The organism is Mesorhizobium sp. C399B (genome assembly GCF_030323185.1).
Taxonomy (GTDB): Bacteria; Pseudomonadota; Alphaproteobacteria; order Rhizobiales; family Rhizobiaceae; genus Mesorhizobium.
Genome location: NZ_CP100472.1, coordinates 6299133 through 6325225, shown reverse-complemented (window position 1 = coordinate 6325225; position 26093 = coordinate 6299133). Strand labels below are relative to the sequence as shown.

The 26093-nt window shown below is 62.4% G+C and carries 26 protein-coding genes and 1 pseudogene; 11 read left to right on the top strand and 16 right to left on the bottom strand.

What is annotated here, in order from left to right:
* Nucleotides 1-2: 2 nt before the first annotated feature.
* On the bottom strand, nt 3-455 hold the full coding sequence (locus NLY36_RS30285) for an RbsD/FucU family protein (RefSeq protein WP_023711516.1): 453 nt from the start codon (nt 453-455) through the stop codon (nt 3-5).
* Nucleotides 456-497: 42 nt separating this feature from the next.
* Entirely contained in the window at nt 498-1550 is a 1053-nt protein-coding gene (locus NLY36_RS30280; RefSeq protein ID WP_023711517.1) for an ABC transporter ATP-binding protein, read from the bottom strand.
* 272 nt (nt 1551-1822) lie between these two features.
* Between NLY36_RS30280 and NLY36_RS30275 the strand changes: the two genes are divergently transcribed.
* The 3 genes from NLY36_RS30275 (at nt 1823) to NLY36_RS30265 (ending at nt 5628) form a co-directional block, all read left to right on the top strand.
* Nucleotides 1823-3487: an ABC transporter substrate-binding protein gene (locus NLY36_RS30275; RefSeq protein ID WP_023669429.1), complete on the top strand. Its 1665-nt coding sequence runs from the start codon at nt 1823-1825 to the stop codon at nt 3485-3487.
* Between the two features lie 98 nt (nt 3488-3585).
* Entirely contained in the window at nt 3586-4701 is a 1116-nt protein-coding gene (locus NLY36_RS30270) for a carbohydrate ABC transporter permease (RefSeq protein ID WP_023689462.1), read from the top strand.
* 9 nt (nt 4702-4710) lie between these two features.
* The gene (locus tag NLY36_RS30265) at nt 4711-5628 is read left to right on the top strand and encodes a carbohydrate ABC transporter permease (protein WP_023669427.1); all 918 of its coding nucleotides are present in this window, start codon (nt 4711-4713) and stop codon (nt 5626-5628) included.
* 233 nt (nt 5629-5861) lie between these two features.
* On the opposite strand, the gene NLY36_RS30260 is transcribed toward NLY36_RS30265, so the two are convergent.
* Both NLY36_RS30260 and NLY36_RS30255 read right to left on the bottom strand, forming a co-directional pair.
* Nucleotides 5862-6605 (bottom strand): creatininase family protein, encoded by a 744-nt coding sequence (locus NLY36_RS30260; RefSeq protein ID WP_023711519.1) that lies wholly within the window; start codon nt 6603-6605, stop codon nt 5862-5864.
* Nucleotides 6606-6608: 3 nt separating this feature from the next.
* Entirely contained in the window at nt 6609-7175 is a 567-nt protein-coding gene (locus NLY36_RS30255) for an SIS domain-containing protein (protein WP_023736502.1), read from the bottom strand.
* Between the two features lie 184 nt (nt 7176-7359).
* Here NLY36_RS30255 and NLY36_RS30250 point away from each other — a divergent pair, with 184 nt between their 5' ends.
* Nucleotides 7360-8382: an aldo/keto reductase gene (locus NLY36_RS30250; RefSeq protein ID WP_023736501.1), complete on the top strand. Its 1023-nt coding sequence runs from the start codon at nt 7360-7362 to the stop codon at nt 8380-8382.
* Nucleotides 8383-8472: 90 nt separating this feature from the next.
* On the opposite strand, the gene NLY36_RS30245 is transcribed toward NLY36_RS30250, so the two are convergent.
* The 4 genes from NLY36_RS30245 to clpP form a co-directional block, all read right to left on the bottom strand.
* Nucleotides 8473-8745, bottom strand: a complete 273-nt coding sequence (locus NLY36_RS30245) for an HU family DNA-binding protein (protein WP_023669423.1) — start codon at nt 8743-8745, stop codon at nt 8473-8475.
* Between the two features lie 196 nt (nt 8746-8941).
* Nucleotides 8942-11353 (bottom strand): endopeptidase La, encoded by a 2412-nt coding sequence (gene lon, locus NLY36_RS30240; protein ID WP_023682304.1) that lies wholly within the window; start codon nt 11351-11353, stop codon nt 8942-8944.
* Between the two features lie 273 nt (nt 11354-11626).
* A complete protein-coding gene (gene clpX, locus NLY36_RS30235; RefSeq protein WP_023682305.1) occupies nt 11627-12901 on the bottom strand; it encodes an ATP-dependent Clp protease ATP-binding subunit ClpX in 1275 nt (424 codons plus the stop codon).
* A gap of 295 nt (nt 12902-13196) precedes the next feature.
* Complete coding sequence (gene clpP / locus NLY36_RS30230; RefSeq protein WP_023682306.1) at nt 13197-13826, bottom strand: ATP-dependent Clp endopeptidase proteolytic subunit ClpP; 630 nt, start codon at nt 13824-13826, stop codon at nt 13197-13199.
* A gap of 310 nt (nt 13827-14136) precedes the next feature.
* Here clpP and NLY36_RS30225 point away from each other — a divergent pair, with 310 nt between their 5' ends.
* Both NLY36_RS30225 and NLY36_RS30220 read left to right on the top strand, forming a co-directional pair.
* Nucleotides 14137-14727 (top strand): hypothetical protein, encoded by a 591-nt coding sequence (locus NLY36_RS30225; protein WP_023689466.1) that lies wholly within the window; start codon nt 14137-14139, stop codon nt 14725-14727.
* 107 nt (nt 14728-14834) lie between these two features.
* Nucleotides 14835-16082, top strand: a complete 1248-nt coding sequence (locus tag NLY36_RS30220) for a cytochrome P450 (protein WP_023736500.1) — start codon at nt 14835-14837, stop codon at nt 16080-16082.
* A gap of 74 nt (nt 16083-16156) precedes the next feature.
* On the opposite strand, the gene NLY36_RS30215 is transcribed toward NLY36_RS30220, so the two are convergent.
* From NLY36_RS30215 to NLY36_RS30190, 6 genes are all read right to left on the bottom strand, one after another.
* A complete protein-coding gene (locus tag NLY36_RS30215; RefSeq protein WP_023697420.1) occupies nt 16157-16504 on the bottom strand; it encodes a cupin domain-containing protein in 348 nt (115 codons plus the stop codon).
* A 149-nt stretch (nt 16505-16653) separates the two neighbouring features.
* Nucleotides 16654-17934: an O-acetylhomoserine aminocarboxypropyltransferase gene (locus NLY36_RS30210; protein WP_023736499.1), complete on the bottom strand. Its 1281-nt coding sequence runs from the start codon at nt 17932-17934 to the stop codon at nt 16654-16656.
* Nucleotides 17935-18094: 160 nt separating this feature from the next.
* On the bottom strand, nt 18095-18616 hold the full coding sequence (locus NLY36_RS30205) for a CoA-binding protein (protein ID WP_023711525.1): 522 nt from the start codon (nt 18614-18616) through the stop codon (nt 18095-18097).
* On the bottom strand, nt 18613-19395 hold the full coding sequence (locus tag NLY36_RS30200; RefSeq protein ID WP_023736498.1) for an AAA family ATPase: 783 nt from the start codon (nt 19393-19395) through the stop codon (nt 18613-18615). Before NLY36_RS30200 ends, NLY36_RS30205 begins: the two co-directional genes overlap by 4 nt.
* An 8-nt stretch (nt 19396-19403) precedes the next feature.
* Nucleotides 19404-19826 carry a VOC family protein gene (locus tag NLY36_RS30195; RefSeq protein WP_023689472.1) on the bottom strand — a complete coding sequence of 141 codons (423 nt, stop codon included), beginning with the start codon at nt 19824-19826 and terminating at the stop codon, nt 19404-19406.
* A gap of 11 nt (nt 19827-19837) precedes the next feature.
* Nucleotides 19838-20659 carry an enoyl-CoA hydratase gene (locus NLY36_RS30190; RefSeq protein ID WP_023689473.1) on the bottom strand — a complete coding sequence of 274 codons (822 nt, stop codon included), beginning with the start codon at nt 20657-20659 and terminating at the stop codon, nt 19838-19840.
* A gap of 146 nt (nt 20660-20805) precedes the next feature.
* On the opposite strand from NLY36_RS30190, the gene NLY36_RS30185 reads away from it, so the two are divergent.
* The 3 genes from NLY36_RS30185 to rpsI all read left to right on the top strand — a co-directional run bounded on the left by NLY36_RS30185 (nt 20806) and on the right by rpsI (nt 22435).
* Complete coding sequence (locus tag NLY36_RS30185) at nt 20806-21270, top strand: PaaI family thioesterase (protein WP_023693292.1); 465 nt, start codon at nt 20806-20808, stop codon at nt 21268-21270.
* A gap of 216 nt (nt 21271-21486) precedes the next feature.
* Nucleotides 21487-21951, top strand: a complete 465-nt coding sequence (gene rplM / locus NLY36_RS30180; protein ID WP_023669409.1) for a 50S ribosomal protein L13 — start codon at nt 21487-21489, stop codon at nt 21949-21951.
* Nucleotide 21952: 1 nt separating this feature from the next.
* Nucleotides 21953-22435, top strand: a complete 483-nt coding sequence (gene rpsI, locus NLY36_RS30175) for a 30S ribosomal protein S9 (protein ID WP_023736497.1) — start codon at nt 21953-21955, stop codon at nt 22433-22435.
* A gap of 266 nt (nt 22436-22701) precedes the next feature.
* Here the strand turns inward: rpsI and NLY36_RS30170 are convergent, their stop codons facing one another.
* Entirely contained in the window at nt 22702-23601 is a 900-nt protein-coding gene (locus tag NLY36_RS30170; protein ID WP_023693291.1) for a LysR family transcriptional regulator, read from the bottom strand.
* Nucleotides 23602-23692: 91 nt separating this feature from the next.
* Here NLY36_RS30170 and NLY36_RS30165 point away from each other — a divergent pair, with 91 nt between their 5' ends.
* A complete protein-coding gene (locus tag NLY36_RS30165; protein ID WP_023736496.1) occupies nt 23693-24565 on the top strand; it encodes an aldo/keto reductase family oxidoreductase in 873 nt (290 codons plus the stop codon).
* A gap of 187 nt (nt 24566-24752) precedes the next feature.
* Here NLY36_RS30165 and NLY36_RS30160 read toward each other — a convergent pair.
* Nucleotides 24753-24950: pseudogene (locus NLY36_RS30160) on the bottom strand (glycerophosphodiester phosphodiesterase family protein); the annotation flags it as partial.
* Nucleotides 24951-25091: 141 nt separating this feature from the next.
* On the opposite strand from NLY36_RS30160, the gene speB reads away from it, so the two are divergent.
* Entirely contained in the window at nt 25092-26093 is a 1002-nt protein-coding gene (gene speB, locus NLY36_RS30155) for an agmatinase (protein ID WP_023669405.1), read from the top strand.

Genomic DNA, 26093 nt, shown 5'->3' with positions numbered 1-26093 from the left:
CCCTACTCGGCGTCCGGCGGCACGACGCCCTTGCGAAAGGCGAAGCAGCCATAGAAGCGGCGCTCGCCGGTCTGGATGACGCAATAGGCTTTCTTGGCGCGCTCGTAGAAGGCATAGCGCTCGACCGAGATCATCGGCCAGGCCTTGCCTTCCGCCTTGTCGATCTCCTTCTGCACCTCTTTTTGCACCGGCGGGATCTCGTCCGGCTTGCCGACGATCTCCATGCGCGCGGCCGCATCGTCGACGAAAGTGTCCAGCGGATAGAGCGACAGCACCGCCTTGACCACATCGGCCGCCGAGGCGTCGATGTGCAGCAGCTTGCCGAGCACGGTCTGCTTTGCCACCGAATCGGCGGGGAAATTGGTGTCGGCGATGACCAGATCGTCGCCGTGTCCCATTGCCCTGAGCGCCTGGAGCACATCGGCATTGAGCAATGGGTTGATCCCTTTGAGCATGGCAGTCCTCGTCAAACAGGTTTGGTCAAAGTCGATTGGAAATCAGAGCCGGTTGCCGGTCTCGGCGTCGAAGAGATGGACCTGGTCGAGGCGCGGCTTGAGATTGAGCGTGTCGCCGGGCTTGAAGTCGTGGCGCTCGCGAAACAGCGCCACCATCTCGCCCTCGCCGAAACGCACGAAGACCAGCGTTTCGGAACCGGTCGGCTCGACCACCGAGATCTTTGCTGGCACGCCGTCGGCATGGATTTCGAGATGCTCGGGCCGCACGCCATAGACCACGGCCTGGCCCTCCTTGGCGGCGCTGCCGGCCGCGATCGGGAACAGCGTGCCCGCTATCTCGACCTTGTCGCCCTTGCGCACCACGCCCTTGAGCAGGTTCATCGACGGCGAGCCGATGAAGCCGGCGACAAACAGATTGGCCGGCCGGTCGAACAATTCCAATGGCGCGCCGACCTGCTCGATACGGCCATCGCGCATGACGACGATCTTGTCGGCCATGGTCATGGCCTCGATCTGGTCGTGGGTGACGTAGATGGTGGTGGTCTTCAGCCGCTGGTGCAGTTCCTTGATCTCGGTGCGCATCTGCACGCGCAGCTTGGCGTCGAGATTGGAGAGCGGCTCGTCGAACAGGAAGACCTGCGGATTGCGCACGATGGCGCGGCCCATGGCGACGCGCTGGCGCTGGCCGCCGGATAGCTGGCGCGGATAACGTTTCAGGTACGGATTGAGGTCGAGAATGTCGGCGGCGCGCTTGACCCGCTCGGCGACCACGGCTGGATCGGTCTTGCGCAGCTTCAGCGCAAACGCCATGTTCTGCTCCACCGTCTTGTGCGGATAGAGCGCGTAGTTCTGGAACACCATGGCGATGTCGCGCTTGGCCGGCGGCAGATTGTTGACGATGCGCTCGCCAATGGCGATCGTGCCGCCGGAGACGGTCTCCAGCCCGGCCACCATCCTGAGCAGCGTGGACTTGCCGCAGCCCGACGGGCCGACCAACACCACGAACTGGCCATCGGCGATATCGACGCTGACCTCGTGCAGGACCTTGACGGTTCCGAACGCCTTGGCCACATTGCTGATCGCGACTTGAGCCATCGTCCCCCCTTTTCTCGCGGTGAAGCTAGCCATTGCCAACGGCAAGGGCAAGTCGGTATGTTATCGATAAAAAGCCATTCGTGTTGACAAGGTAATCGATTACGCAAATATTAGCTGTTGCCAATCCGGCAGTCGGATTTTTATCCGAAAATCGGAGCTCCAGGCGACGCAGGGTGGGGTCCCACGTCCCCGTATGATAAAGGAGAACCGCCGACGTTTCGGCGTCGGAGGGATTGGCATTTAATTCACGACTGTTGTTCTGGGAGGAATAGATGAGAGTCGGTCTGTACGAAAAACTCGTCCGCGCGGGTGCCACCCGGCGTGACATACTCAAAGGCGCGGCCTCGATGGCCGCGATCGCCGCCGCATCGGGCGCTGGGCTCGGCGCTTTCACCCGCCCGGCTGAAGCCGCCAGCGAGCTACGCTCCAAAATTCTGCAGATCCCCGGCGTCGGCAAGGGTCAGCCGACGGATGCCGATTTCCAGAAGGTCGGCGAACTCTGCCTGGAAGCCACCAAGGCCAACGTCAAGGAAGGCGAATTCGCCGGCGTCGAGCTCACCTTCATGGGCCTCAACAACCAGAACCTGCACAATGTGCTGTTCCGCGGCTTCCTGAAGCCGTGGGAGGCCTATACCGGCGCCAAGATCAGCTGGATCGACCTGGCGCAGGCCGACTACAATGCCCGCCTGCAGCAGTCGATCGCCACCGGCACCGTCGACTTCGACATCATCGAGATGGGCGCGCCCTTCGAAGGCGATGTCTGCGGCAAGGGCCTGACGTCCGAGATGCCCGACTGGGTCAAAGAGCAGATCGACATGAAGGATGTCGTGGCCTATCTGCAGCCGCCGGTCGGCACCTGGGACGGCAAGCAGTACCGGATCACCGTCGATGGCGATGCGCACAACTTCAATTACCGCACCGACGTTTTTGCCGATGCCGACCTCGCCAAGGCGTGGAAGGACGGCGGCGCGGCCACCGAATGGGGTGTGCCGAAGACCTGGCAGGAAGTCCAGGCCGTCACAAAATTCCTCAAGGGCAAGAAGTTCAAGGACCAGGACGTCTTCGGCTATCTCGATGCGCCCAAGGCCTGGGGCGGTTTCGGCTTCTACTTCCTCGGCAGCCGCGCCACCGCCTATGCCAAGCATCCCGACGACAAGGCCTGGCTGTTCGATGCCGACACGATGAAGCCGCGCATCAACAATCCGGCCTGGGTGCGCGCCATCCAGGACGTCATCGACGCGCTGCCGTCGGAGCCCGCCGACCAGATCAACGCCGACCCGAACACGACAGCCTTCCAGCAGTTCCTGGCCGGCACCGGTTCGATGGTCACCTGGTGGGGCGACGTCGGCTCCAACGTCAAGACCAACGATAGCTCGGTCATCGGCGACGTCACCGGCTTCTCGATCCTGCCGGGGTCCGACGACGTCTACAATGCCAAGACCGGCGCCTGGGACAAACTCGCCAGCGGCCCGAACTATGCGCCGAACTGCGCCTATCTCGGCTGGGGCGTCTACGTCATGGCCCGCGTCGATACGGACGAAAAGAAGAAAAAAGCGGCATGGTCGGCCGCCGCTCATCTCGGCGGCAAGGACCTGTCAATCTGGACGGCGATGTATCCGTCCGGCTTCCAGCCCTACCGCAACTCGCATTTCGACATTCCCGAATGGGTGGCGGCAGGCTACGACGAGGCGTTCATCACCTCGTATCTGAAGTCGGAAGCCGACAGCTACAACCATCCGAACGCGGCGATCGAGCCGCGCATCCCCGGCATCTTCCAGTACTATTCGGCTGCCGAGGACATTCTGGCCAACACATTCGCCGGCAAGATGAAGGCGCAGGAAGGCGCCGACGCCATTGCCGCGGCCTGGGAGAAGCTGACCGACCAGATCGGCCGCGAAAACCAGATCAAGCTCTACAAGGCCTCGCTCGGCGTGTAGGCTGATCCTATCGTGACAACAGGTCCGGCGGTGCAAGCCGCCGGACCTGACCGGCTCGGGCCGGTCGCAGGCTTGATTTTTTAAACGGACGGGGACGCGTGGCTGACCAGACCACCAATGCATGGCCGGCCAACGCCGGCCCAGCCGATCTGATCTCGCCGGCCCGCAAGCGGGCGGGTTTTGCCCTGATGGCGGCCGCCACGCTTGGCCTGCTGGCGGTGATCGCGTTTGAGATCCTCTACAAGAACGAGATCACCACGCTCGGCTTCGAGACCTGGCGTCCGATCGTCTATGCCTATGTTCTGTGGGGGGTGGCGCTCGGCATCGGCCAGGTGCTGACGCGCGGCGAGGACGGCCAGCGCGCGCTGTTCCTGCTGCCGGCGCTGCTGTTCACCATCGCCATGGTGATCTTCCCGACGCTGTTCGGCTTCTATATCGCGCTGACCGACTGGAACCTGTCGTCCTTTTCCGGCCGCAAGTTCAACGGGCTCGACAATTTCTGGCAGATGCTGGCCGATCCCTACTACCGCAACGCGCTGTTCAACATGGTGCTTTATGTGCTCGCCGTGCTGGTTGAGTATGTGATTGCCTTCGGCCTGGCGCTGCTGCTCAACGCGCAGATCCGGGCGCGCAAATTCTTCCGAGTCGTCTTCCTGATGCCGCTGATGCTGTCGCCGGTCGCGGTATCCTGGATGATCGGCAAATCGCTGATGGAATACCGTTTCGGGCCGGCGGCGACGCTGGCGCGCCATCTCGGCTGGGAGAACCCCGCCTTCTTCTCCAACCCGATCACCGCCCGCATCTCGATCATGGTGCTCGACGCCTGGACCTTCATCCCGTTCATGATGATCATGCTGCTTGCCGGCCTGCAGGCGATGTCGCGCGACGTGCTGGAAGCGGCGCGCGTCGATGGCGCCACGCCCTGGCAGACTTTCTGGCAGGTCACCTTCCCGCTGATGCTGCCGGTGTCGGTCACGGCGGTGATCCTGCGCATCATCTTCAAGTTGAAGCTCGCCGACATCATCATCACCGTGACCTCCGGCGGGCCTGGCGGCGCCACCGATTCGGTGTCGAGCTTCATCTACCGCGAATACCGCGACCGCTCGAATGTCGGCTACGGCACCATGCTGGCGATGGCCTATCTCGTCATCATCGTCGTGTTCGTGACCTGGCTGTTGAAATTCGCCAATCGCTTCGTGCGCAACGTGAACTGACGAGGCACAATGAGCGTCCAGACCACCGACTATGCTGCCTCGGAAATCCGCTCACCGCTGGGTTTTCTGGCCAATCGCATCTTCATCTATGGCGCGCTGGCGTTCTGGGCCTTCATCTGCCTGTTCCCGATCTACTGGACCATCACCACCTCGTTCAAGACCGCGGTCGACGTCACGCAAGGACACCTCATCCCGTTCGTCGACTTCCAGCCGGACTGGAAGGGCTGGCGCTCGCTCGGCCTGTCGCCGGATTCGATCTTCCAGACCTCGACGGTGCGCGAGGAGTTTTTCAAGCGCTTCATGAATTCGGTCATCACCTCGGTCGGCGCGTCGAGCCTCGCCATCGTCATCGGCAGCCTCGCCGCCTATGGGCTGACCCGCTACCGCTATCAGTTCGCCTGGTTCAAGAACGAGGACATCTCCTTCTTCTTCCTGTCGCAGCTGATCCTGCCGCCGGTGGTGCTGGCCCTGCCCTTCCTGGTGCTCTACCGGGAAGTCGGTCTGCTCGACACACGCATCGGCCTGATCCTGCTCTACACGCTGATGGTGCTGCCGATCGTCATCTGGATCATGCGCGACCAGTTCAACTCGATCCCGGTCGAGCTCGAGGAGGCAGCGCTGGTCGACGGCCTCTCGATCTGGGGCGCTTTTTTCCGCATCGTCATGCCGATTGCGCTGCCGGGCATGGTCGCCGCTTTCATCCTGGCGATGGTGCTGTGCTGGAACGAGTATTTTTTCGCCGCGCTGCTGACCTCGACCGACGCCAAGACCATCCCGGTCATGGTGGCGAGCCAGACCGGCTCGCAAGGCATCAACTGGTGGTCGATGGCGGCGCTTGCCACCGCCGCGATCGCACCGCTGGCGGTCATCGGGATTGCGCTTGAGCGGTATCTGATCATGGGCATGACGGCGGGCGCGGTGAAGTAGGGCGAGAGGCGGCGTGCCCCTCTACTGTTGACCTCGGCGGGACAGCACCCCCCCTCTGGCCTGCCGGCCATCTCCCCCGCAAGGAGGGAGATCGGCAGCTTTGGCTGCATCGCTTTTCTTGCGACGTAGGTGATTGGCGAAAGCGGAAATGACATCTGATCTCCCCCCTTGCGGGGGAGATGTCCGGCAGGACAGAGGGGGTGTGAAGGATCGCTACAGAGCGACTTTGTCTGCTAGCGCCCCAATATCGCCCTCAGGTGATCCATGATCATCGCCACACCCTTTCGCCCTAGCTCCGCCGAGGCCTCCGGCGCACTGGCCGTATACCACGCGGTATTCTCGCCAAAACGCCCGGCATCGACCGCTTCCGGACACAGTGCCAGCATCAATGATGTCTCGCCAACACCGGCGTGATCGAACGGATACTTCCCGTTCATGGCAGCCGACATTAGCGGGTGCACCTGCACCCAGTTGAAGAAATTCTCGCCGGCGGCGTGCCCGGCATAATAATCGGCCATCTCGTCTGAGCCCCACCAGCCCTCGCCGCGCTGCTTCTCGAGGAAGCGGAAAATCGCCTGGCGGCCGGCGGCCTTGAAGGCGAGATCGGTCGGCATGCCGGCGGCAAAGTTCTCGGTCTGGTGGTGGATGATGGCGTTGATGTTACGAAAGCCGATGCGCAGCAGGCTGTAGAACAATTCTTCGGCGAACGGCGCCAGCTGGTTGCCGCCGACCTGCACCGAGCCGTTGCCTTCAGGTGCTGCCACCACATAGCTCGCCGCACCGTAGTAGAAAGCCGGCAGGATGACGATGTCGGCCTCCTTCTCGTAGAGCTCCAGCGTCTTGACGACGGCCAGCGTGTCCATGCCGACAGCCATGTGCTCGCCGTGATATTCGAGCACGCCGAGCGGGAGAGCGACCGGCCAGTTCTCGGCGATCGCCTTGCGGATCTGGTGCGGCAACATCAGTTCGTAGCGCATGATCTATTCCATGTTGGTGTGGCGGGTGCGCATGGCCTCGGACGACTGGCGGGTCAGCGCCTTGAGCTTCAGCACCATCACCTCGAACAGCAGGAACAGCGCCCCTTCGAAGACCGAGCCCATCGGCAGCAGCGATGTCTTTTGTGGCCCCTGGTCACGCGCCATGGTCTGCGCCGGGATCAGCAAGGTGAAGTCGGCAAGCGCGACCGCACTACTGCCTGCCTCGGCGGTGAGCAAAAGCACGGTGGCGCCGGCCTGGCGGGCGACTTGCATCAAGGTAAGCACCGTCGTCGTCTCGCCCGGGCCGGAACTGACCAGGAAGACATCGGCTGGGCGAAGCGGTGGCGTGTTCATGTCGCCGACCACCGACACCTCAAGGCCAAGGTGATAGAGGCGCATGGCGAAACCCTTGAGCTGCAAGGCCTCGCGGCCGCAGCCATAGACGACGATCTTTTGCGCGCGGGCCAGGGTTTCGCAGGCGGTGTCGATGCCGGCTTCGTCGACGCGCGCCAGTACGGCGCCCAGCTCTTGCAGGGCGGTCGAAAACATATCCGAGCCGGCATTCGTCATGAGAGTCCCATCTGTCCGGCTGGGTTTGTGGCCGGTGATTTCGGGTTGCGCGCTTTCGGAAAAAGGCTTGTTTTTGTTCATGCTATCACCGCGAAAATGCCTGTCCAACGGCCATGGCGGCTTTTGCTGAGCCAGCGGCGTGATAGTGTCATGTCAGACAATCAATCCAGGAAATCAGCACGACATGAAGACACGGCATTTCGACCGCATCGGCAATGGCGGCCTCGACTTCACCGAGCTTGGCTTCGGCAGCGCGCCGCTCGGCAACCTTTACCGCGCCGCCCCCGACGCGGATGCCAACGCCACGCTGGAGGCGGCGTGGGCGACCGGCTGCCGTTACTACGACACCGCGCCGCTCTATGGCCTGGGCCTTGCCGAAACACGGCTCAATGCCTTCCTGCGCGGCAGGAAGCGCGACGATTATGTGCTGTCGAGCAAGGTCGGTCGCCTGTTGCGCGCCTGCCCGCCGGAGGAACGAACCGGCATCGGCAAGTTCTTCGACACACCGACGCGCAAGGAGGTCTACGACTACAGCTACGACGGCGTCATGCGCTCGTTCGAGGCGTCGCTGGAACGGCTTGGCGTCGACCGCATCGACATCCTTTTCGTCCATGACCTCGACATCTTCACCCATGGCAGCAAGGAGGCGTCAGACCAGCGCATCGAGGAATTCATGGCCTCGGGCTACAACGGACTGGTTGCGCTGCGCGACCAGGGCGTGATCAAGGCCTTCGGCGGCGGCATCAACGAATGGGAGGTTTGCCAGACGCTGGCGGAGCGTGGCGACTTCGACCTGTTCCTGCTGGCCGGGCGCTACACGCTACTGGAACAGGAAGCGCTTGCCACCTTCCTGCCGCTCTGTGAGCAACGCGGCATCGGCATCGTTCTCGGCGGTCCTTACAATTCCGGCATTCTGGCGACCGGGCCGAAGCCAGGCGCCTATTACAATTACTCCGAGGCGCCAAGGGACATCATGGATCGCGTCGGGCGCATCGAGGCCGTCTGCCAGCGCCATGGCGTCAGGCTGATCGAGGCGGCGCTGCAGTTTCCGCTGCTTCACCCTTCCGTGGTGTCGGTCATCCCCGGCGGCCAGCGGCCGAGTGAAGTCGAAAGCAACCGCGCCCTGCTCGATGCCAAGCTGCCTGCGGCGCTGTGGGCGGACCTCAAGCAGGAAGGCCTGATGCGCGCGGATGCGCCGGTGGGCTGAAGGCTCGCCTCAGCGGGCTGACGGCCTGCCGCCATCGAGGCAAAAGAAAAGCCGGGCGAACCCGGCTTTTCAACATTCTCTGAAAAATTTTTAGTTGACCGCGTCCTTGAGGCCTTTGCCGGCCGAGAACTTCGGCACGGTACGCGCCGGAATCTTCACTTCCGCGCCAGTCTGCGGGTTGCGGCCAGTCGATGCCGCACGCTTGGAGACGGTGAAATTTCCGAAGCCGACGAGCCGTACATCGCCGCCCTTCTTCAGTTCGCCAGTGATGACGGAGAACACCGCCTCAACCGCCGACTGTGCGTCACCCTTCGAAATGCTCGCGGATTCAGCGACAGCGGAAACCAGTTCGTTCTTGTTCATAAAAATTCCCTTCCATGAGAAAACCGGAACTTTCGACTCATCCGGCAGGAGAGGGACTTTAGAAAGAAGCGCTCGCAAACCCAAGTCAAAAAGCCGGAAAAAAGTTGAAAAAAGCCCGGAAATGGTGGGTTTTTCACATGAAAAAGCCGGGCTCAAGGCCCGGCTCTCTCTTTGTGCACTGCAACTTTAGTAGTTTCTAATGTGCAAGCGACTTTCCAGCATCGTCAACGGTATCGGTGGAAGCCGGCGGATTGACTGGCTCGACCCACTCGATTGGCTCCGGCATGCGCACCAGCGCGTGCCTCAGAACCTCGCCGACACGTGAGACCGGAATGATCTCCATACCGTTCTTCACATTGTCCGGTATCTCCGCCAGATCCTTGGCGTTGTCTTCCGGGATCAGCACCTTCTTGATGCCGCCGCGCAGTGCGGCGAGCAGTTTCTCCTTGAGGCCGCCGATCGGCAAGATGCGGCCGCGAAGCGTTATCTCGCCAGTCATCGCCACATCGGCCCGGACCGGAATACCAGTCATGACAGATACGATGGCCGTCGCCATGGCAGCACCTGCAGACGGACCGTCCTTCGGCGTGGCGCCTTCGGGCAAGTGGACGTGGATGTCACGCTTGTCGAACAGCGGCGGCTCGATGCCGAAATCGATGGCCCGCGAGCGGACATAAGAGGCCGCCGCCGAGATCGATTCCTTCATCACGTCGCGCAGATTGCCGGTCACCGTCATGCGGCCCTTGCCGGGCATCATGACGCCTTCGACCGTCAGCAGCTCGCCGCCGACTTCCGTCCAGGCAAGACCGGTGACGACACCGACCTGATCGTCAGCCTCGACCTGGCCGAAGCGGAAGCGCGGAACACCGAGGTAATCGGCGAGGTTCGCCGCCGTGATGCTCACCGTCTTCTTCTTCGTCTTCAGGATCTCGGTCACCGCCTTGCGCCCGAGCTTCATCAGCTCGCGCTCCAGGCTTCTGACGCCCGCTTCACGGGTGTAGGTCTGGATGATGCCGCGGATCGCGTCCTCGCCGACGGAGAATTCCTTCGGCTGCAGGGCATGATCGCGGATCACCTTGGGCATCAGGTGACGCTTGGCGATCTCGATCTTCTCGTCCTCGGTGTAGCCGGCGATACGGATGATCTCCATGCGGTCCATCAGGGGCGCAGGGATGTTCAGTGTGTTCGCCGTCGTCACGAACATCACGCTCGATAGGTCGTATTCGACCTCGAGGTAATGGTCCATGAACGTCGAGTTCTGCTCGGGATCGAGCACCTCGAGCAAAGCCGATGACGGATCGCCACGGAAGTCCTGGCCCATCTTGTCGATCTCGTCGAGCAGGAAGAGCGGGTTGGACTTCTTGGCCTTCTTCATCGACTGGATGACCTTGCCGGGCATCGAGCCGATATAGGTGCGGCGGTGGCCACGGATCTCGGCCTCGTCACGCACGCCGCCAAGCGCCATGCGGATGAACTCGCGGCCGGTCGCCTTGGCGATCGACTTGCCGAGCGAGGTCTTGCCGACGCCGGGAGGGCCGACGAGGCACAGGATCGGCCCCTTCAGCTTCTTCTGGCGGCTTTGCACGGCGAGATACTCGACGATGCGGTCCTTGACCTTGTCGAGGCCGAAATGATCGGTGTCGAGCACGTTCTGCGCAAACGCCAGGTCCTGCTTGACCTTGGAGTTCTTGCCCCACGGGATCGACAGGATCCAGTCGAGGTAGTTGCGCACGACGGTCGATTCCGCCGACATCGGCGACATCGTCCGCAGCTTCTTCAACTCGGCTTCCGCCTTTTCGCGGGCCTCCTTGGAGAGCTTGGTCTTCTTGATGCGCGCCTCGATCTCGGCGGCCTCGTCGCGGCCGTCCTCGCCTTCGCCGAGCTCCTTCTGGATCGCCTTCATCTGCTCGTTGAGGTAATATTCGCGCTGCGTCTTCTCCATCTGGCGCTTGACGCGCGAGCGGATGCGCTTCTCCACCTGCAGGACGGAGATTTCGGCTTCCATGAAGCCCATCGCCTTTTCCAGCCGTTCCTTGACGGACAGCGTGGCCAGCATCTCCTGCTTCTCGGGGATCTTGATGGCGAGGTGCGAAGCAACCGTATCGGCGAGCTTGGAATAGTCGTCGATCTGGCTGGCGGCGCCCACCACTTCAGGCGAGATCTTCTTGTTCAGCTTGACGTAGTTTTCGAAGTCGGTGACGACCGAACGGGCGAGCGCCTCGACCTCGACCTCTTCCTCCTCCGGCTCGACCAGCGCCGTGGCGGTAGCTTCGTGGAAGTCCGGACGGTCGGTGAACGAGACGATCTTGGCACGCGACGCGCCTTCGACCAGCACCTTGACGGTGCCGTCGGGCAGCTTCAGCAATTGCAGCACATTGGCGAGCGTGCCGATGTCGAAGATCGCATCGGGCTCGGGATCGTCATCGGCGGCATTCATCTGGGTGGCAAGCAGGATCTGCTTTTCCTGACCCATAACCTCTTCCAGCGCCTTGATCGACTTTTCACGCCCGACAAAGAGCGGAACGATCATGTGCGGGAACACCACGATGTCGCGCAGTGGGAGGACTGCGAAGACGCCGTCGCTGGGAGCCTTGGATATTTTGGCCATTGTCCAACCTTTCATGTCGCGGCCGCTAATCGAGCCAACCGCGAATCTCATATTAACGACCGAGGATCGTTCCGCCTACCACCGTTTGTGACGGGAGTTTTACAGCACAGAATTCGGCACCACGGCCTTCCGATGTTAGTTGGATGCACGAGGGGCAAAGATCAAGGGTCGACACGTTCGTTCATCCACTCCGTCACAAGGATCGGTACCTCACCACAGCAAAACGGCGCCCCGCGGGCGCCGTTCCATAAAAAGGTTAGGCCAGATGCCAGATCAGGCGCTGACGTTGCCCTTCTTTTCCTTCTGCTCGGAATAGATGTAGAGCGGCCGGGCGCTGCCGGTCACCACTTCTTCCGAAATCACCACTTCGCGCACGCCTTCCAGGGCGGGCAGTTCGAACATGGTGTCGAGCAGGATCGCTTCCATGATCGAGCGGAGGCCACGGGCGCCGGTCTTGCGCTCGATGGCGCGCTTGGCGATCGCCGACAGCGCATTCTCATGGAAGGTCAGGTCGACACTCTCCATCTCGAACAGCCGCTGATACTGCTTGACCAGCGCGTTTTTCGGCTCGGTCAGGATCTGGATCAGCGCCGGCTCGTCGAGGTCTTCCAGCGTCGCCAGGACCGGCAGACGGCCGACAAACTCGGGGATGAGGCCGAACTTCAAGAGATCCTCGGGCTCGACCAGGCGGAACACGTCACCGGTGCGGCGATCCTCGGGCGAAGCGACGATGGCGCCGAAGCCGATGGAAGTCTTCCTGCCGCGATCCGAGATGATCTTGTCCAGCCCGGCGAAGGCGCCGCCGCAGATGAACAGGATGTTGGCGGTGTCGACCTGCAGGAACTCCTGCTGCGGATGCTTGCGGCCGCCCTGCGGCGGCACGGAGGCAACGGTGCCTTCCATGATCTTCAGAAGCGCCTGCTGCACACCCTCGCCCGACACGTCGCGGGTGATCGATGGGTTGTCGGACTTGCGCGAAATCTTGTCGATTTCATCGATGTAGACGATGCCGCGCTGGGCGCGCTCGACATTGTAGTCGGCCGACTGCAGCAGCTTCAGGATGATGTTTTCGACGTCCTCGCCGACGTAACCGGCTTCGGTCAGCGTCGTCGCGTCGGCCATGGTGAAGGGCACGTCGATGATGCGGGCCAGCGTCTGGGCAAGCAGCGTCTTGCCGCAGCCGGTCGGGCCGATCAGCAGGATGTTGGACTTCGCCAATTCGACGTCGTTGTTCTTGCCGGCATGCGCCAGGCGCTTGTAGTGGTTGTGGACAGCCACCGACAGCACGCGCTTGGCGTAGGGCTGGCCGATGACATAGTCGTCGAGAACCTTCAGGATCTCCTGCGGGGTCGGCACGCCCTCGCGCGACTTCACCATCGAGGTCTTGTTCTCCTCGCGGATGATGTCCATGCACAGCTCTACGCACTCGTCGCAGATGAACACCGTTGGGCCGGCGATCAGCTTGCGCACCTCGTGCTGGCTTTTGCCGCAAAACGAGCAATAAAGCGTGTTCTTCGAATCACCGCTGTTGTTGCCGACTTTGCTCATTTTCCTGTCCTTTCATGGCCGCCCGCCGATGGTCTGGCTGAAAGGGCGCATATTCTATCTATCGCGGGAATTCGCCGCCGCCAGTGTCCCGGCTCCCGCAACGCATTCCGTACGAAACACAAATCAGAAAACGTCGCAATGATTCGCGCCAACCCTGCACAAAGCTAAGCCGTCGAAAATCAACATAGCCTTAACGTAGGCAATCCCATCCACCGAGGGAACAGCCAATTGTGGCCGAAATGCCGCAAATCCCAGCAAAAGCGCGTTATCCACCCACGCAACTGCCATGCAGCGCTTATGCCGCAGCGCCTTCGACCGGCTCGCGCGACGAAATGACCTTGTCGATGAGGCCGAAATCCTTGGCTTCGTCGGCTGTCATGAAATGGTCGCGGTCAAGCGTCTTTTCAATGTCTTCGTAGCTCTTACCGGTGTGTTTGACGTAGACCTCGTTGAGGCGGCGCTTCAGCTTGATGATGTCCTGCGCGTGCCGCTCGATGTCGGAGGCCTGGCCCTGGAAACCGCCGGAAGGCTGGTGAACCATGATGCGGGCGTTCGGCGTGGCAAAACGCATGTCCTTGTGGCCGGCGGTCAGAAGCAGCGAGCCCATCGACGCCGCCTGGCCGATGCACAGCGTCGACACTGCCGGCTTGATGAACTGCATGGTGTCGTAGATCGCCATGCCCGAGGTCACCACGCCGCCCGGCGAGTTGATGTAGAGATTGATCTCTTTCTTCGGGTTCTCGGCCTCGAGGAACAAAAGCTGTGCACAAACCAGCGTCGCCATACCGTCTTCGACCGGGCCGGTGATGAAAATGATGCGCTCTTTCAGCAGGCGCGAGAAAATGTCGTAGGCCCGCTCGCCGCGATTGGTCTGCTCGACCACCATCGGAACGAGGTTCATGTAGGTTTCGACGGGGTTCTTCATGGACTACCCTTTTTGGAGATGGGGATTCCGGCGCCGGAACATCGGGCAGAATCGGTTCTTGACGGTTAGAATGTAAATAGGATGCCGGCTCACCCTAGCGCAAGGCCGCCTCCTCCTAGCCATCTGGTTAAGTCGAATCAAGGTTTCCGCGCAAGGGAAAGTCCGAACGCGGCCAGCGGCGTTTTTGCGGTGTAGCAATTCCTTAACCGCGTCGCTTAACGAAATGCGGCGAAACCGCTTTCCCCCGGAGAACCTTCCCCTACAATTCAACATTGAACCTCACGTTTCGGGTTCAAACAGGGGGAGTGCCATGATCAGGAAAACTGCTTGCCTCGCCATCTCCGGCCTTGCCGGTCTCGGCATGGTGTCCGATGCGGTTGCCGGCGGCCGGGCCGCCGAATGCTATGAGCCGGTGCACAGGCCGGCGCTCTATGACACCGTCTATGAAGACGTCATGGTCAGTCCCGGCGGGCAGTTGGTCGACTATGATCCGCCGATCTATGGCACCATGGAGCGCGTCGAGCAGATCGCGCCGCCCCGAGTCACCTATGACATCGTACCGGCGAGAACCCGCACCGTTTACCGCACGGTCCAGGTCGACGATGGCGGCTATGCCTGGGAATGGCGCGTCATCCACGGCCGCAAGGTGCTGTGCAAGGTGTGGCGCAAGGCCCGCTACGCGCGTGTGGCCGAAACAGTGGTGGTTGAACCGGAGCGCACCCGCCGGGTTGTGCTGCCGGCCGAATATGAGAGCGTCGCCCATGAAGTGCTGGTGCGGCCCGAGCGGCGGCACGTCACCCAGATAGCGCCGTCATACCAGAGGATGGCGCGCCGGGTGGTGGTGCAGGAAGGCTCGACCAGCTGGCGCCGCGTGCATATTGCCAGGCATTGCGAGGATTAGACTTCGGTACTTCGCCGAGGTCCGCCTCGGTTGGCTCAATCCATAGGGCCGTCGGGTGCCAACATCCGGTCTGGCACCAAGCCGGCAAGCCGCGGTAATGGTCTGGCATGACCACATCCATGCCGCCCTACCTCGCCTTTGATCCAGCCACGCGCCGCCTGCGGCTCGATCCGCACGAACCGGCGTTTTTCCAGAACCCCTACGACGCCTATGCCGTCCTGCATGGCGCATCGAATGCCTTCTTCTGGGAGGAATTCGGCTTTTGGTGCTTTGGCGGCTTCGACGACGTCAACCGGCTGTTGCGCGACCGCCGCTTCGGTCGCCAGAACCCGGCCGGCATTCCCGACAGCCGCGGCATCGGCGAGGATCGCTCGCATTTGGCCGCTTTCGACGGCATCGAGAGCAATTCGATGCTGGAGCTGGAGCCGCCGGTGCACACCAGGCTCAGAACCCTGGTCAACCGCGCCTTCGTCTCGCGCCAGGTCGAGCGGCTGCGGCCGCGCGTGGAGGCGCTGGCCAATGAGCTGATCGACCGTTTCGAACCGCGCCAGGTCGATCTATTGCCCAGCTTCGCCGCACCTTTGCCGATCACCATCATTGCCGAAATGCTCGGTGTGCCGGTCGAAATGGGGCCGCAACTGCTCGACTGGTCGCACCGGATGGTGGCCATGTACATGCATGGCCGGACGCGCGAGACCGAGGAAGCGGCCAATCGCGCCGCGCACGATTTTTCCGACTTTTTGCGCGGCTATGTCACCGAGCGGCGGAAGAAGCCTGGCGACGACCTGCTATCGCTGCTGATCGCGGCACAAGAGGATGGCCAGAAGCTGTCGGAAGACGAGTTGGTCTCGTCTGCCATCCTGTTGCTCAATGCAGGCCACGAGGCGACCGTCCATCAAACCGGCAACGCCGTGCGCACGTTGCTGGCGCAAGGCGGCGACCCCGGCCGTTTCTTCACCTCGCCGGAAGCAACCGCTGCAACGGTCGAGGAGTGCCTGCGCTTCGACGCGCCGCTGCACATGTTCACCCGCTACGCCTATCAGGAGGTCGAGGTGACATCGGGGGTTGTCGTACAACCGGGCGAGACGGTCGGCCTGCTGCTCGGCATGGCCAATCATGATCCGCTTGCCTTTGCCGAACCTGGCGCCTTCCGGCCCGGCCGACCAGACCAGAAGAATGTCTCGTTCGGCGCCGGTATCCATTTCTGTATTGGTGCGCCGCTGGCGCGGCTGGAATTGCAGGTGTCGCTGAAAACCCTGTTCGAGCGGCAGCCGCAACTCCATCTTGCGGAGCAGCCGCGCTTCCGCGACACCTATCATTTCCATGGGCTGGAAAAGCTCGCCGTCGGTTTCTGACGCGAGGCTGGGGTGGCGAGGGGTCGGCGCCACCTTCTCAGAGATAGCTCAACCAGAGTCCTTGCACCGCGAAATCAGAGCTTGATCACATACTCCTTGCGGGTCGTTTCAAGCACTTCCCAGCTGCCCCTGAAGCCTGGCCTGAGCACGAAGCTGTCGCCGGCGCGCACCGTGCGGGCCTCGCCGCCATCCTCGGCAACCACCGAGACGCCGGACAGGATGTGGCAGAACTCCCATTCGTCATATTCGATGCGCCATTTGCCCGGCGTCGCTTCCCAGATGCCGGCATAGAGGCGGCCATCGCGCTCCTCGACATTCCAGGTGCGGAACTTCGGATCGCCCGCCATCAGACGATCCGGCGCCGGGGCGCCAATCTCGGCGTCGACGCTGTCGGTCAATATGGCCAGGTAATGCGCGGACAGGGTTTGCCTCCAACAGGTTAGTGAGTAGTGAGTAGTGAGTAGTGAGCGGAAAGCGCTCCCTCGAGCGGGTGGCTAATCACTAATCACTGCTAACTAGTTAATACCGACTACTACTCACTACTCACTACTCACTACTCACTCAAAAAAAATCAAACCTTGGCCAAAGCCTGTTCCAGGTCGGCGACGATGTCGTTGACATCCTCGATGCCGACGGAAAGCCGGACCGTGTCCGGTCCCGCACCCGCCTTGACCTTCTGCTCGTCGGAAAGCTGGCGATGCGTGGTCGATGCCGGATGGATGACCAGCGACTTGGTGTCGCCGACATTGGCGAGGTGCGAGAACAGTTCGAGCGCCTCGACGAACTTGATGCCGGCCTCGTAGCCGCCCTTCAGGCCGAAGGTGAAGACAGCACCGGCGCCTTGCGGCGAGTATTTCTTCTGCAGCGCGTTGTTCTTGTCGCTGGGCAGGCCGGGATAGTTGACCCAGGCGACCTTGGGGTGGTTGGACAGCCAGCCGGCTACGGTGATCGCATTGTCGCAATGGCGCTGCATCCTGAGCGGCAAGGTCTCCAGCCCGGTCAGGATCAGGAAGGCATTGAACGGCGAAATCGCCGGGCCGATGTCACGCAGGCCAAGCACGCGCGCGGCGATGGCGAAAGCGAAATTGCCGAAGGTTTCGTGCAGGACAAGGCCGCCATATTCGGGGCGCGGCTCCGACAGCATCGGATATTTGCCGGATTTCGACCAGTCGAACGTGCCGCCATCGACGATGGCGCCGCCGATCGAATTGCCGTGGCCGCCGATGAACTTGGTCAGCGAATGGACGACGATGTCGGCGCCATGCTCGATCGGCCGCACCAGATAGGGCGAGGCCAGCGTGTTGTCGACGATGAGCGGCAAGCCGTGCTTGCGGGCGATGTCGCCGATCTTCTCGATGTCGACGAAGGTGCCGCCGGGATTGGCCAGGCTCTCGATGAAGATCGCCTTGGTCTTGCCATCGATCTGGCTTTCGAAAGTGGAGACGTCGTTGGTGTCGGCCCAACGCACCTCCCAGCCGAAATTCTTGAAGGCATGGCCGAACTGATTGATCGAACCACCGTAAAGCCTTGTGGCGGCGACGAAATTATCGCCAGGCCGCATGAGATTGTGGAACACGATCACCTGTGCGGCATGGCCGGAAGCAACGGCAAGTGCAGCCGTGCCGCCTTCGAGCGCCGCGATCCGCTCTTCCAGCACCGCCTGGGTCGGGTTCATGATGCGGGTGTAGATGTTGCCGAAGGCCTTCAGCCCGAACAGCGAGGCGGCATGGTCGGCATCGTCGAACACAAAGGAGGTCGTCTGGTAGATCGGCGTGGCGCGTGCGCCCGTCGCCGGGTCGGGCTTGGCGCCGGCATGGACGGCGAGCGTGTTGAAACCGGGCGTGCGGGTCATCGAAAACCTCCGTGAGCGGTAAACGTGTGAATGATGAAATGGTCAATGGTGAGCGATGAATGGTGGTCGCAAAGTCGGCCAGTCCCACCTTGATTGCAAGCCGCTCATATGCGGCTTTACCCGGCTTCCAGGAAAATCCTTCTATTCACCATTCACTGCCTTACTTCTGGCGCACACCGAAACTCTGGAATCCCGACCGCATCAGCGGCTTCTTCGACGAAAGCACACCGGAGTTGACGCCGGTCCAGCCGATCTCGCCCGACAGCTTGCCGTATTCGATCTTCGGGCAGCGGTTCATCACCACCTTGATACCGGCCGCCTCGGCGCGCGCGGCCGCCTCGTCGTCGCGCACGCCAAGCTGCATCCAGATCACCTTCGGCAAGGGGTCGAGCTTCAGCACCTCATCGACAATGCCGGGCACCGATGCAGAGGCGCGAAAGATGTCGACCATGTCGACCGGCTCCGGCAGATCGGCAAGGCTGGCATAGGTCATGCGGCCGAGGATTTCCTTGCCGGCCTGCCCAGGATTGATCGGAAACACCGAAAAGCCCTTGGCCAGCAGATATTTCAGCACGAAAAAGCTCGGCCTGACATCGTTGGCCGACGCGCCGACCATGGCGATGGTCTTCACAGAATTGAGGATGCCGCCGATATAGGCATTGTCGTAGCTATCGTGATTCACTCGTCGGTCTCCCTCAGTGCTTCCTCCATAAAGGACTGCGGGTCCGTGCAGAAGTCGCGCATCATGCGAAAATGATCGGTATCGGTGAAATCGGTCGGATCGAGGCCGAAACGGCTGATTCGGAAGAGCCGCGCGCCGGGACAAGCCATCAGCAGCGGCGAATGCGTCGCCATGATCACTTGCGCCGTGCCTGACTGGTCCATGCGCCGCAGCATCTTCAACAATTCGATCTGCCGCGACGGCGACAGCGCGCTTTCGGGCTCGTCGAGGATGTAGATGCCTTGCCGGCGGCAGCGCTCCTCGAAAAAGCGAATGAACCCTTCGCCATGCGACCACGATAGAAAGTCCGGTGGCGGCGGTCCGAACGGGTCTTCGAGTGCCGCCTGGTCGAGATAGCGCGCGACCGAGTAAAAAGATTCGGCACGAAAGAACCAGCCGGCGGTGACTTTTGGCAGCCAGTGGCCGCGGAATGTATTCGCCAGTGCCGCACCGCTCTTGTCGATGGCGATGGAATGATCGACCGGACGATAGCCCTTGCCGCCGCCGGCCTCGTCGTAACCGGCCAGCGCGCCGATGGCTTCCAGCAGTGTCGATTTGCCGGTGCCGTTTTCACCGACAATGATGGTGATCGGCGTGGTGAATTCGAGCTCGAATTCACGGCCGCGAAACAGCGGCAGGTTCCATGGATATTTTTCCCAATCTTCCACGCGCTCGGGGTCAATCAGGATGCGTTTGAGATAAGGCGCCTTAAGCCGGGTCAGTTGCTTGCGATAGCCCATGCGGACGCTCAGTCCGGCAGCGAGATGGTGCCGTCATCCGCGATCGGGAAGGCCGGATTGTGTGCGACTTCCCAGACATGGCCGTCGGCATCGGCGAAATATCCATACCAGCCGCCCCAGAAGGCGCGGCCTGCCGGCTTGACGATCCTGCCGCCGGCCTTCTCGGCGGCCGCCAGCACGTCGTCGACTTCGGCATCGGAGCGGGTGTTGTAGGCGAGGTAGACCGCCGACGGTGCTGCGGCGAAGGCAATGCCTGAATCCTCCTCGGCGCTTGGCCTCGGGAACAGGCCGAGAATGGCGCCGCCCATCTGGAAGAAGGCGACGCCATCGGTGATGCCGGCGTGGCGCTTCAAGCCCATGCCTTCGTAAAAGCGCACGGCGCGTTCGAGATCGTCGGTGGCGATGGTGATGATGGAGATGCGCGGTTCCATGGATCGAAAACCTATTCGTCCGTCCATTCCGGTTTGCGCTTGCCGATGAAGGCGCCGATGCCTTCCTCGGCGTCGCGGGCCAGCATGTTCTCGACCATGACGCGGCCGGTATAGGCATACGCGTCCGCCAACCCCATCTCGGCCTGCGCGTAAAAGGCTTCCTTGCCGGTCTTGACCACCAGAGATGATTTGGAGGCAATGGTTTGCGCGTATTTGGTGACGATCTGATTCAGGTATTCGCGCGGCACGACGCGGTTGACCAAGCCGAATTCCTTGGCGGTTGCGGCATCGATGGTCTCGCCGGTGAGCAGCATTTCCATGGCGTGCTTGTGAGACACGTTGCGTGACAGCGCCACCATCGGCGTCGAACAAAACAGGCCGATATTGACGCCCGGCGTGCAGAAGGTCGCTTCATGCGAGGCAATGGCGAGGTCGCAACTGCAAACCAGTTGCAGCCCCGCAGCGGTGGCTAGGCCATCGACTTCGGCGATGATCGGGAGCGGATGGCGCACGATCTGCTGCATCAACGCCGCGCAAGCCGAAAATGTCTGCTCGAAAAACCCCTTGCCCTTGTCGGCGTCGGCGCGGCGCGCGGTCATTTCCTTGAGATCGTGACCGGCGCAGAAGACTTTCCCGGCGGCCGCCAAGACGATGACGCGGACCGATTTGTTGGCCTTGGCACGGTCGAGCTCGGCGCTCAATGCCGCCATGACGGAAAGCGACAAGGCATTGGCGGGCGGATTGGCGAGCGTCAGGCGCAGCACGCCCTTGTCCAGCCCGGCGATGACCGGCCCGTCTATGGCAACAGGTTTGATCGAAAGGATTTCGGCCATGACAAGGGTCTCCGCGATTCCGCCGGGCGCCGCCAGACTATCTAATATCGGATCGAGTTTCATCAACACCCATCGCTTGCGCCAGAGGTGTTGCCAGAAGCGCATCATTGCGTTCATACAGGCCCGGCATAGAACGAGAGACCGACATGCCCGCCCAGGACAATCTCAAGCCGGTGCTGACGGCGGCTGAAGTCAATGCGCTGATGGCCAGCGTCTACCCCCAGCTCAACGACGAGTTCACGTCGTATGAGGCGCTCGATGTGTTTCCCGGCGGCTGCACGGTGCGGCTCAACGCCAGCGAACGGCATTTGCGTCCCGGCGGCACGGTGTCCGGGCCCTCGCTGTTCACGCTGGCCGACATTGGCGGCTATGTCTGCGTGCTCAGCCATGCCGGGCCGGATGCGCTTTCGGTTACCGTCAACCTCAACATCAATTTTGTCCGCAAGGCCGAAGCCGGGCCGATCGACGGCCATTGCCGCATCCTGAAGCTGGGCAAGAGCCTGATGGTGTTCGATATCGACATCGTCGCCGGACCGAAGGGACACACGGTAGCGCATGCGACCGGCACCTATTCGATCCCGCCGAAGCGCGCCGCCGATGTGGTAAAATAATACCTTTTGATCAAACCTTTGTTTTTATTACACTTTACGAGCAGACGTGCTTTTCCCGCGCCTTGACGTGCACCACCCCCTCGCCTATAAGCCGTCACGAAGCAGCGGCCCGCAAAGGCCGCCGTTTTGTTATTGGCGGCGGGCAAGTGCCTTGTCGCCAATCCAAGCAACAAGAAACGCCTTCTTCGGAAGGTCAAAATCGAAAGCAGAAAATCCATGGCAACCTTTTCGCAGAAGCCTGCGGATGTGGTGAAGAAGTGGGTGCTGATCGACGCCGAGGGTCTCGTCGTCGGCCGTCTCGCCACTGTCATCGCCAATCATCTTCGCGGCAAGCACAAGCCCACCTTCACCCCGCATGTCGACGACGGCGATAACGTCATCGTCATCAATGCCGACAAGGTGGTGTTCACCGGCAAGAAGTTCACCGACAAGGTCTATTACTGGCACACCGGTCACCCCGGCGGCATCAAGGAGCGCACCGCGCGCCAGCTGCTCGAGGGCCGTTTCCCCGAGCGTGTCGTCGAGAAGGCCGTCGAACGCATGATCCCGCGCGGGCCGCTCGGCCGTCGCCAGATGAAGAACCTCCGCGTCTATGCAGGCACGGAACATCCGCATGTCGCCCAGCAGCCCGTCACCCTCGACGTCGGCGCGCTGAACGCCAAGAACAAGAAGGTTGCATAAGATGGCTGAGCTTTCCTCGCTCGCAGAATTGGGCGCCGCCACCGGCAACACCAACACCCAGCCGGCAGCACCCGTCCATGTCCAGAAGCTCGACAAGTCGGGCCGCGCCTATGCCACCGGCAAGCGCAAGAACGCCATCGCCCGCGTCTGGGTGAAGCCGGGTTCGGGCAAGATCGTCGTCAACGACAAGGAATTCGCGACCTATTTCGCGCGTCCGGTCCTGCAGATGATCCTCAACCAGCCGATCATGGCTTCCAACCGCGCCGGCCAGTACGACATCGTCGCCACCGTCATCGGCGGCGGCCTGTCCGGCCAGGCCGGTGCCGTTCGTCACGGCATCTCCAAGGCGCTGACCTACTATGAGCCGGCACTGCGCGCCGTGCTCAAGAAGGGCGGCTTCCTGACCCGCGACAGCCGCGTCGTCGAGCGCAAGAAGTACGGCAAGGCGAAGGCCCGCCGTTCCTTCCAGTTCTCGAAGCGCTAAGCGTATCGGGCTTCAAGCAATCGAAAGGCCGCTTCCGGGCGGCCTTTTTTGTTTTGCGGTCACGGCAGTCACCCCGCCCGCGCCTTCGGCGCGACCTCCCCATCGAGGGGAGGTAGGGGTCACGGCAGTTTTGCCGCCCTGAACAATCCACGGGGGCTCGGCTGACACCAAAACCCGACCATAAGAGCGCGACGCCCTACCTCTCCTCGATGGGAGGTCGGCGCGAAGCGCCGGGTGGGGTGATGGCGCCGGCCTCGGTTCAAGTCTCAGAACTTGCCGGCCTTGATATAATCGATAAACGCCCGTAGCGGCGCCGGAACCAGACGCCGTCCGGGATAGTACAGAAATGGCCCGGGAAAGCTCTGCCACCACGGTTCGAGCACGGGCTCCAGGGCGCCGCTTTCGAAGTGAGGGCGAAGCCAGCCCTCGAAGAGAGCGACGATGCCGCTGCCGGCAATGGCCGCATGGACGGCAAGATCGCTCGCCCCGCCGATCCGCACGATCAACGGCCCCGTCGTGTCGACCCGCACCACCTCGCCGTCGCGCTCGAATTCCCACGGCAGCATCGCACCGCTGGCAAAACGACCGCGCAGACAAGCATGGCCAAGCAGGTCGCTCGGGTGCTGCGGCCGCCCATGGCGCTCGAGATAGGCGGGGCTGGCGCCAGTGGCGAAGCGCTGGACGCGCGGTCCGATCGGCACCGCGATCATGTCCTGCTCCAGTCGCTCGTCATAGCGGATGCCGGCGTCGCAGCCCGCCGCCAGCACGTCGACGAAGTTCTCATCGGCGATGACCTCCAGCCGAATGCCGGGATAGGCGGCGAGGAAGCCCGGAACGATGTCGGGCAATATCAGCCGCGCGGCGCTGACCGGGACGTTGAGGCGCAGCGAACCAGCCGGCCTGTCGCGAAAGCCATTGACCACGTCGAGGGCCGCCTCCACCTCCGACAGCGCCGGGCCAAGCCGTCCGAGCAGGCTGAGACCTGCGTCGGTCGGAACGACGCTGCGTGTCGTGCGGTTGAACAGCCTGACGCCGAGCTGCGTCTCCAGGCGGCGCACCGCTTCGCTCAGGCCCGACGCGCTGCCGCCGCCGGCGCGAGCCCCTTCGCGAAAGCCGCCGGCACGCGCCACCGTCACGAAAGCGTTCAGATCGCCAAGGTCCATCATTGTTCGCCATTCCGCACAAGCTGTACGGATTGTACCTTATTATCCCGAGGTTGAGCAGCGTCTATCTTCGCCTCCTCAAAGGAGACCGACCATGTCCACCATCCAAAAATCCGGCACATTCACCCTCGGCAGCCACACCGTGAAACGGCTCGGCTACGGCGCCATGCAACTTGCCGGCCCGCACGTTTTCGGTCCGCCGAAGAATCATGACGCGGCCATTGCAGTGCTGCGCGAAGCGGTGGCCTCCGGGGTCAACCACATCGACACCAGCGACTATTATGGCCCGCATGTCACCAACCAGCTGATCCGCGAAGCGCTGGCGCCCTATCCGCAAGACCTCGTCATCGTCACAAAGATCGGGGCGCGGCGCGGCAGCGACGGCTCATGGCTGCCTGCCTATTCCGCCAAGGAACTTGAGCAGGCCGTGCACGATAATCTCAGGAATCTCGGTCTTGAGGTGCTGGATGTCGTCAATCTGCGCATCATGTTCGGGGTGATGGGTCCCGCCGAGGGCTCGATCGAGACGCAGTTGACGGCGCTTGCCGAACTGCAGCGGAAGGGCCTGGTGCGCCATATCGGCCTGAGCAACGTCACCCCTGCGCAGGTCGAGGAAGGCCGTGGGATCGCCGAGATCGTCTGCGTGCAGAACCAGTACAATCTGGCGCATCGCGACGACGACGCGTTGATCGATGAACTGGCGCGCGCCGGCATCGCCTACACGCCGTTCTTCCCGCTCGGCGGCTTCAGCCCGCTGCAGTCGTCGACCTTGTCGGATGTGGCCGCGCGGCTCGGCGCCACACCCTTGCAGGTTGCGCTCGCCTGGCTGCTGCGCCGCTCGCCGAACATCCTGCTGATCCCGGGGACGTCGTCGGTCGGGCATTTGAGAGAGAACCTGGCGGCGGCGGAGCTGGAGCTGTCGGCTGATGTGCTGAGGGAATTGGATGGGGTGGCGAAAGCGGCGTGAAGCGCGAGCAATCTCCCCCCTCGAGGGGGAGATGTCGCCAAAGGCGACAGAGGGGGTCGGTTCGACCGGGCTGGACCTTTTCTCAGCGGCAGAGGGAGGTTAGCGCTCCACGCGAGGCGACCCCCTCTGGCCTGCCGGCCATCTCCCCCTCAAGGAGGGAGATTGCAGCTCCAGCCTCCGCTCCAATGATACTCGCCGTATTCGCCGGCTCGGCCGGCTTCGCCTCATCCACATAAGGCACCCTAAACCCGTTGCCCCCAGCCAGCCAATCGCAGCCTTCGGTTCGTCGGTATGGATGATGGTGGCGCCGCGTTCAGCTCAGAAACCGCGGTCTCGGCGGCATGCCGGCCTGCACCGCCAGTTCATCGCCGCGGCCGCCGGAGAGGAGTCGCCGGGCCTTGCGCCTTGGCGATACAAATCCTGTGTCGCCCCTCTAGAACGCTATGGCGTTTCGCCAAGCTGTGACTGGCATCTTGCGTGCCGGTTCTGTAGTTGTGGCAGCCCGATGAACAAAGAAGGACCCGTAATGGCGAACCAGACCATCGACAACGCGTTCACCGCCCGCTCCAAGACGGGGCCTTCCTTCGAGCCGACCTATGCCGGCGCGCTGTCGTTCATGCGGCGCAAATACACCAAGGATGCAAAGGGCGCGGACGCCGTCGTGTGGGGCATTCCGTTCGATGCCGCCGTCACCAACCGGCCGGGCGCGCGCTTCGGGCCGCAGGCGATCCGCCGCGCCTCGGCGATCCTCGACAACGACCCGCAATATCCGTTCTCGCGCGACCTGTTCGAGCATCTCGCCGTCATCGACTATGGCGATTGCCTGCTCGATTCAGGCAATCACCAGAAGACACCAGGCACGATCGAGCGCGAGGCGGCGAAGATCCTGAAATCGGGTGCCTTCCTGTTGTCGCTCGGCGGCGATCATTTCGTCACCTGGCCGCTGCTCAAGGCACATGCCGCCATCCACGGGCCGCTGGCGCTGGTGCAGTTCGATGCGCACCAGGACACCTGGCCTGACGATGGCAAGCGCATCGACCATGGTTCGTTCGTCGGCCGCGCCGTCAATGAAGGCATCATCGACCCCGACCGCTCGATCCAGATCGGCATCCGCACGCATGCCCCCGATACGTTCGGCATCAAGATCCTTTACGGTCACGAGATCGAGGAGATGCGGGCTTCCGACATCGCCTATGCGATCGTCGACCGCACCGGCGGCAGGAAGACCTATCTCACCTTCGACATCGACTGCCTCGACCCGGCCTTTGCGCCCGGCACCGGCACGCCGGTTGCCGGCGGACCGTCCTCGGCGAAAATCCTGTCGACGCTGCGCCAGCTCGGCCAGGTCGATATTGTCGGCGCCGACGTCGTCGAGGTTGCGCCGGCCTATGATCACGCCGATATAACGGCGATCGCCGGCTCGATGGTGGCCATGCACTATCTCGGCCTGGTGGCCGAGCGAAAAGCGCGGGCGGAAGAGCTGAACAGCGGCAACCATGGCGCGGCAAACCATGGCCAGGGCATATAG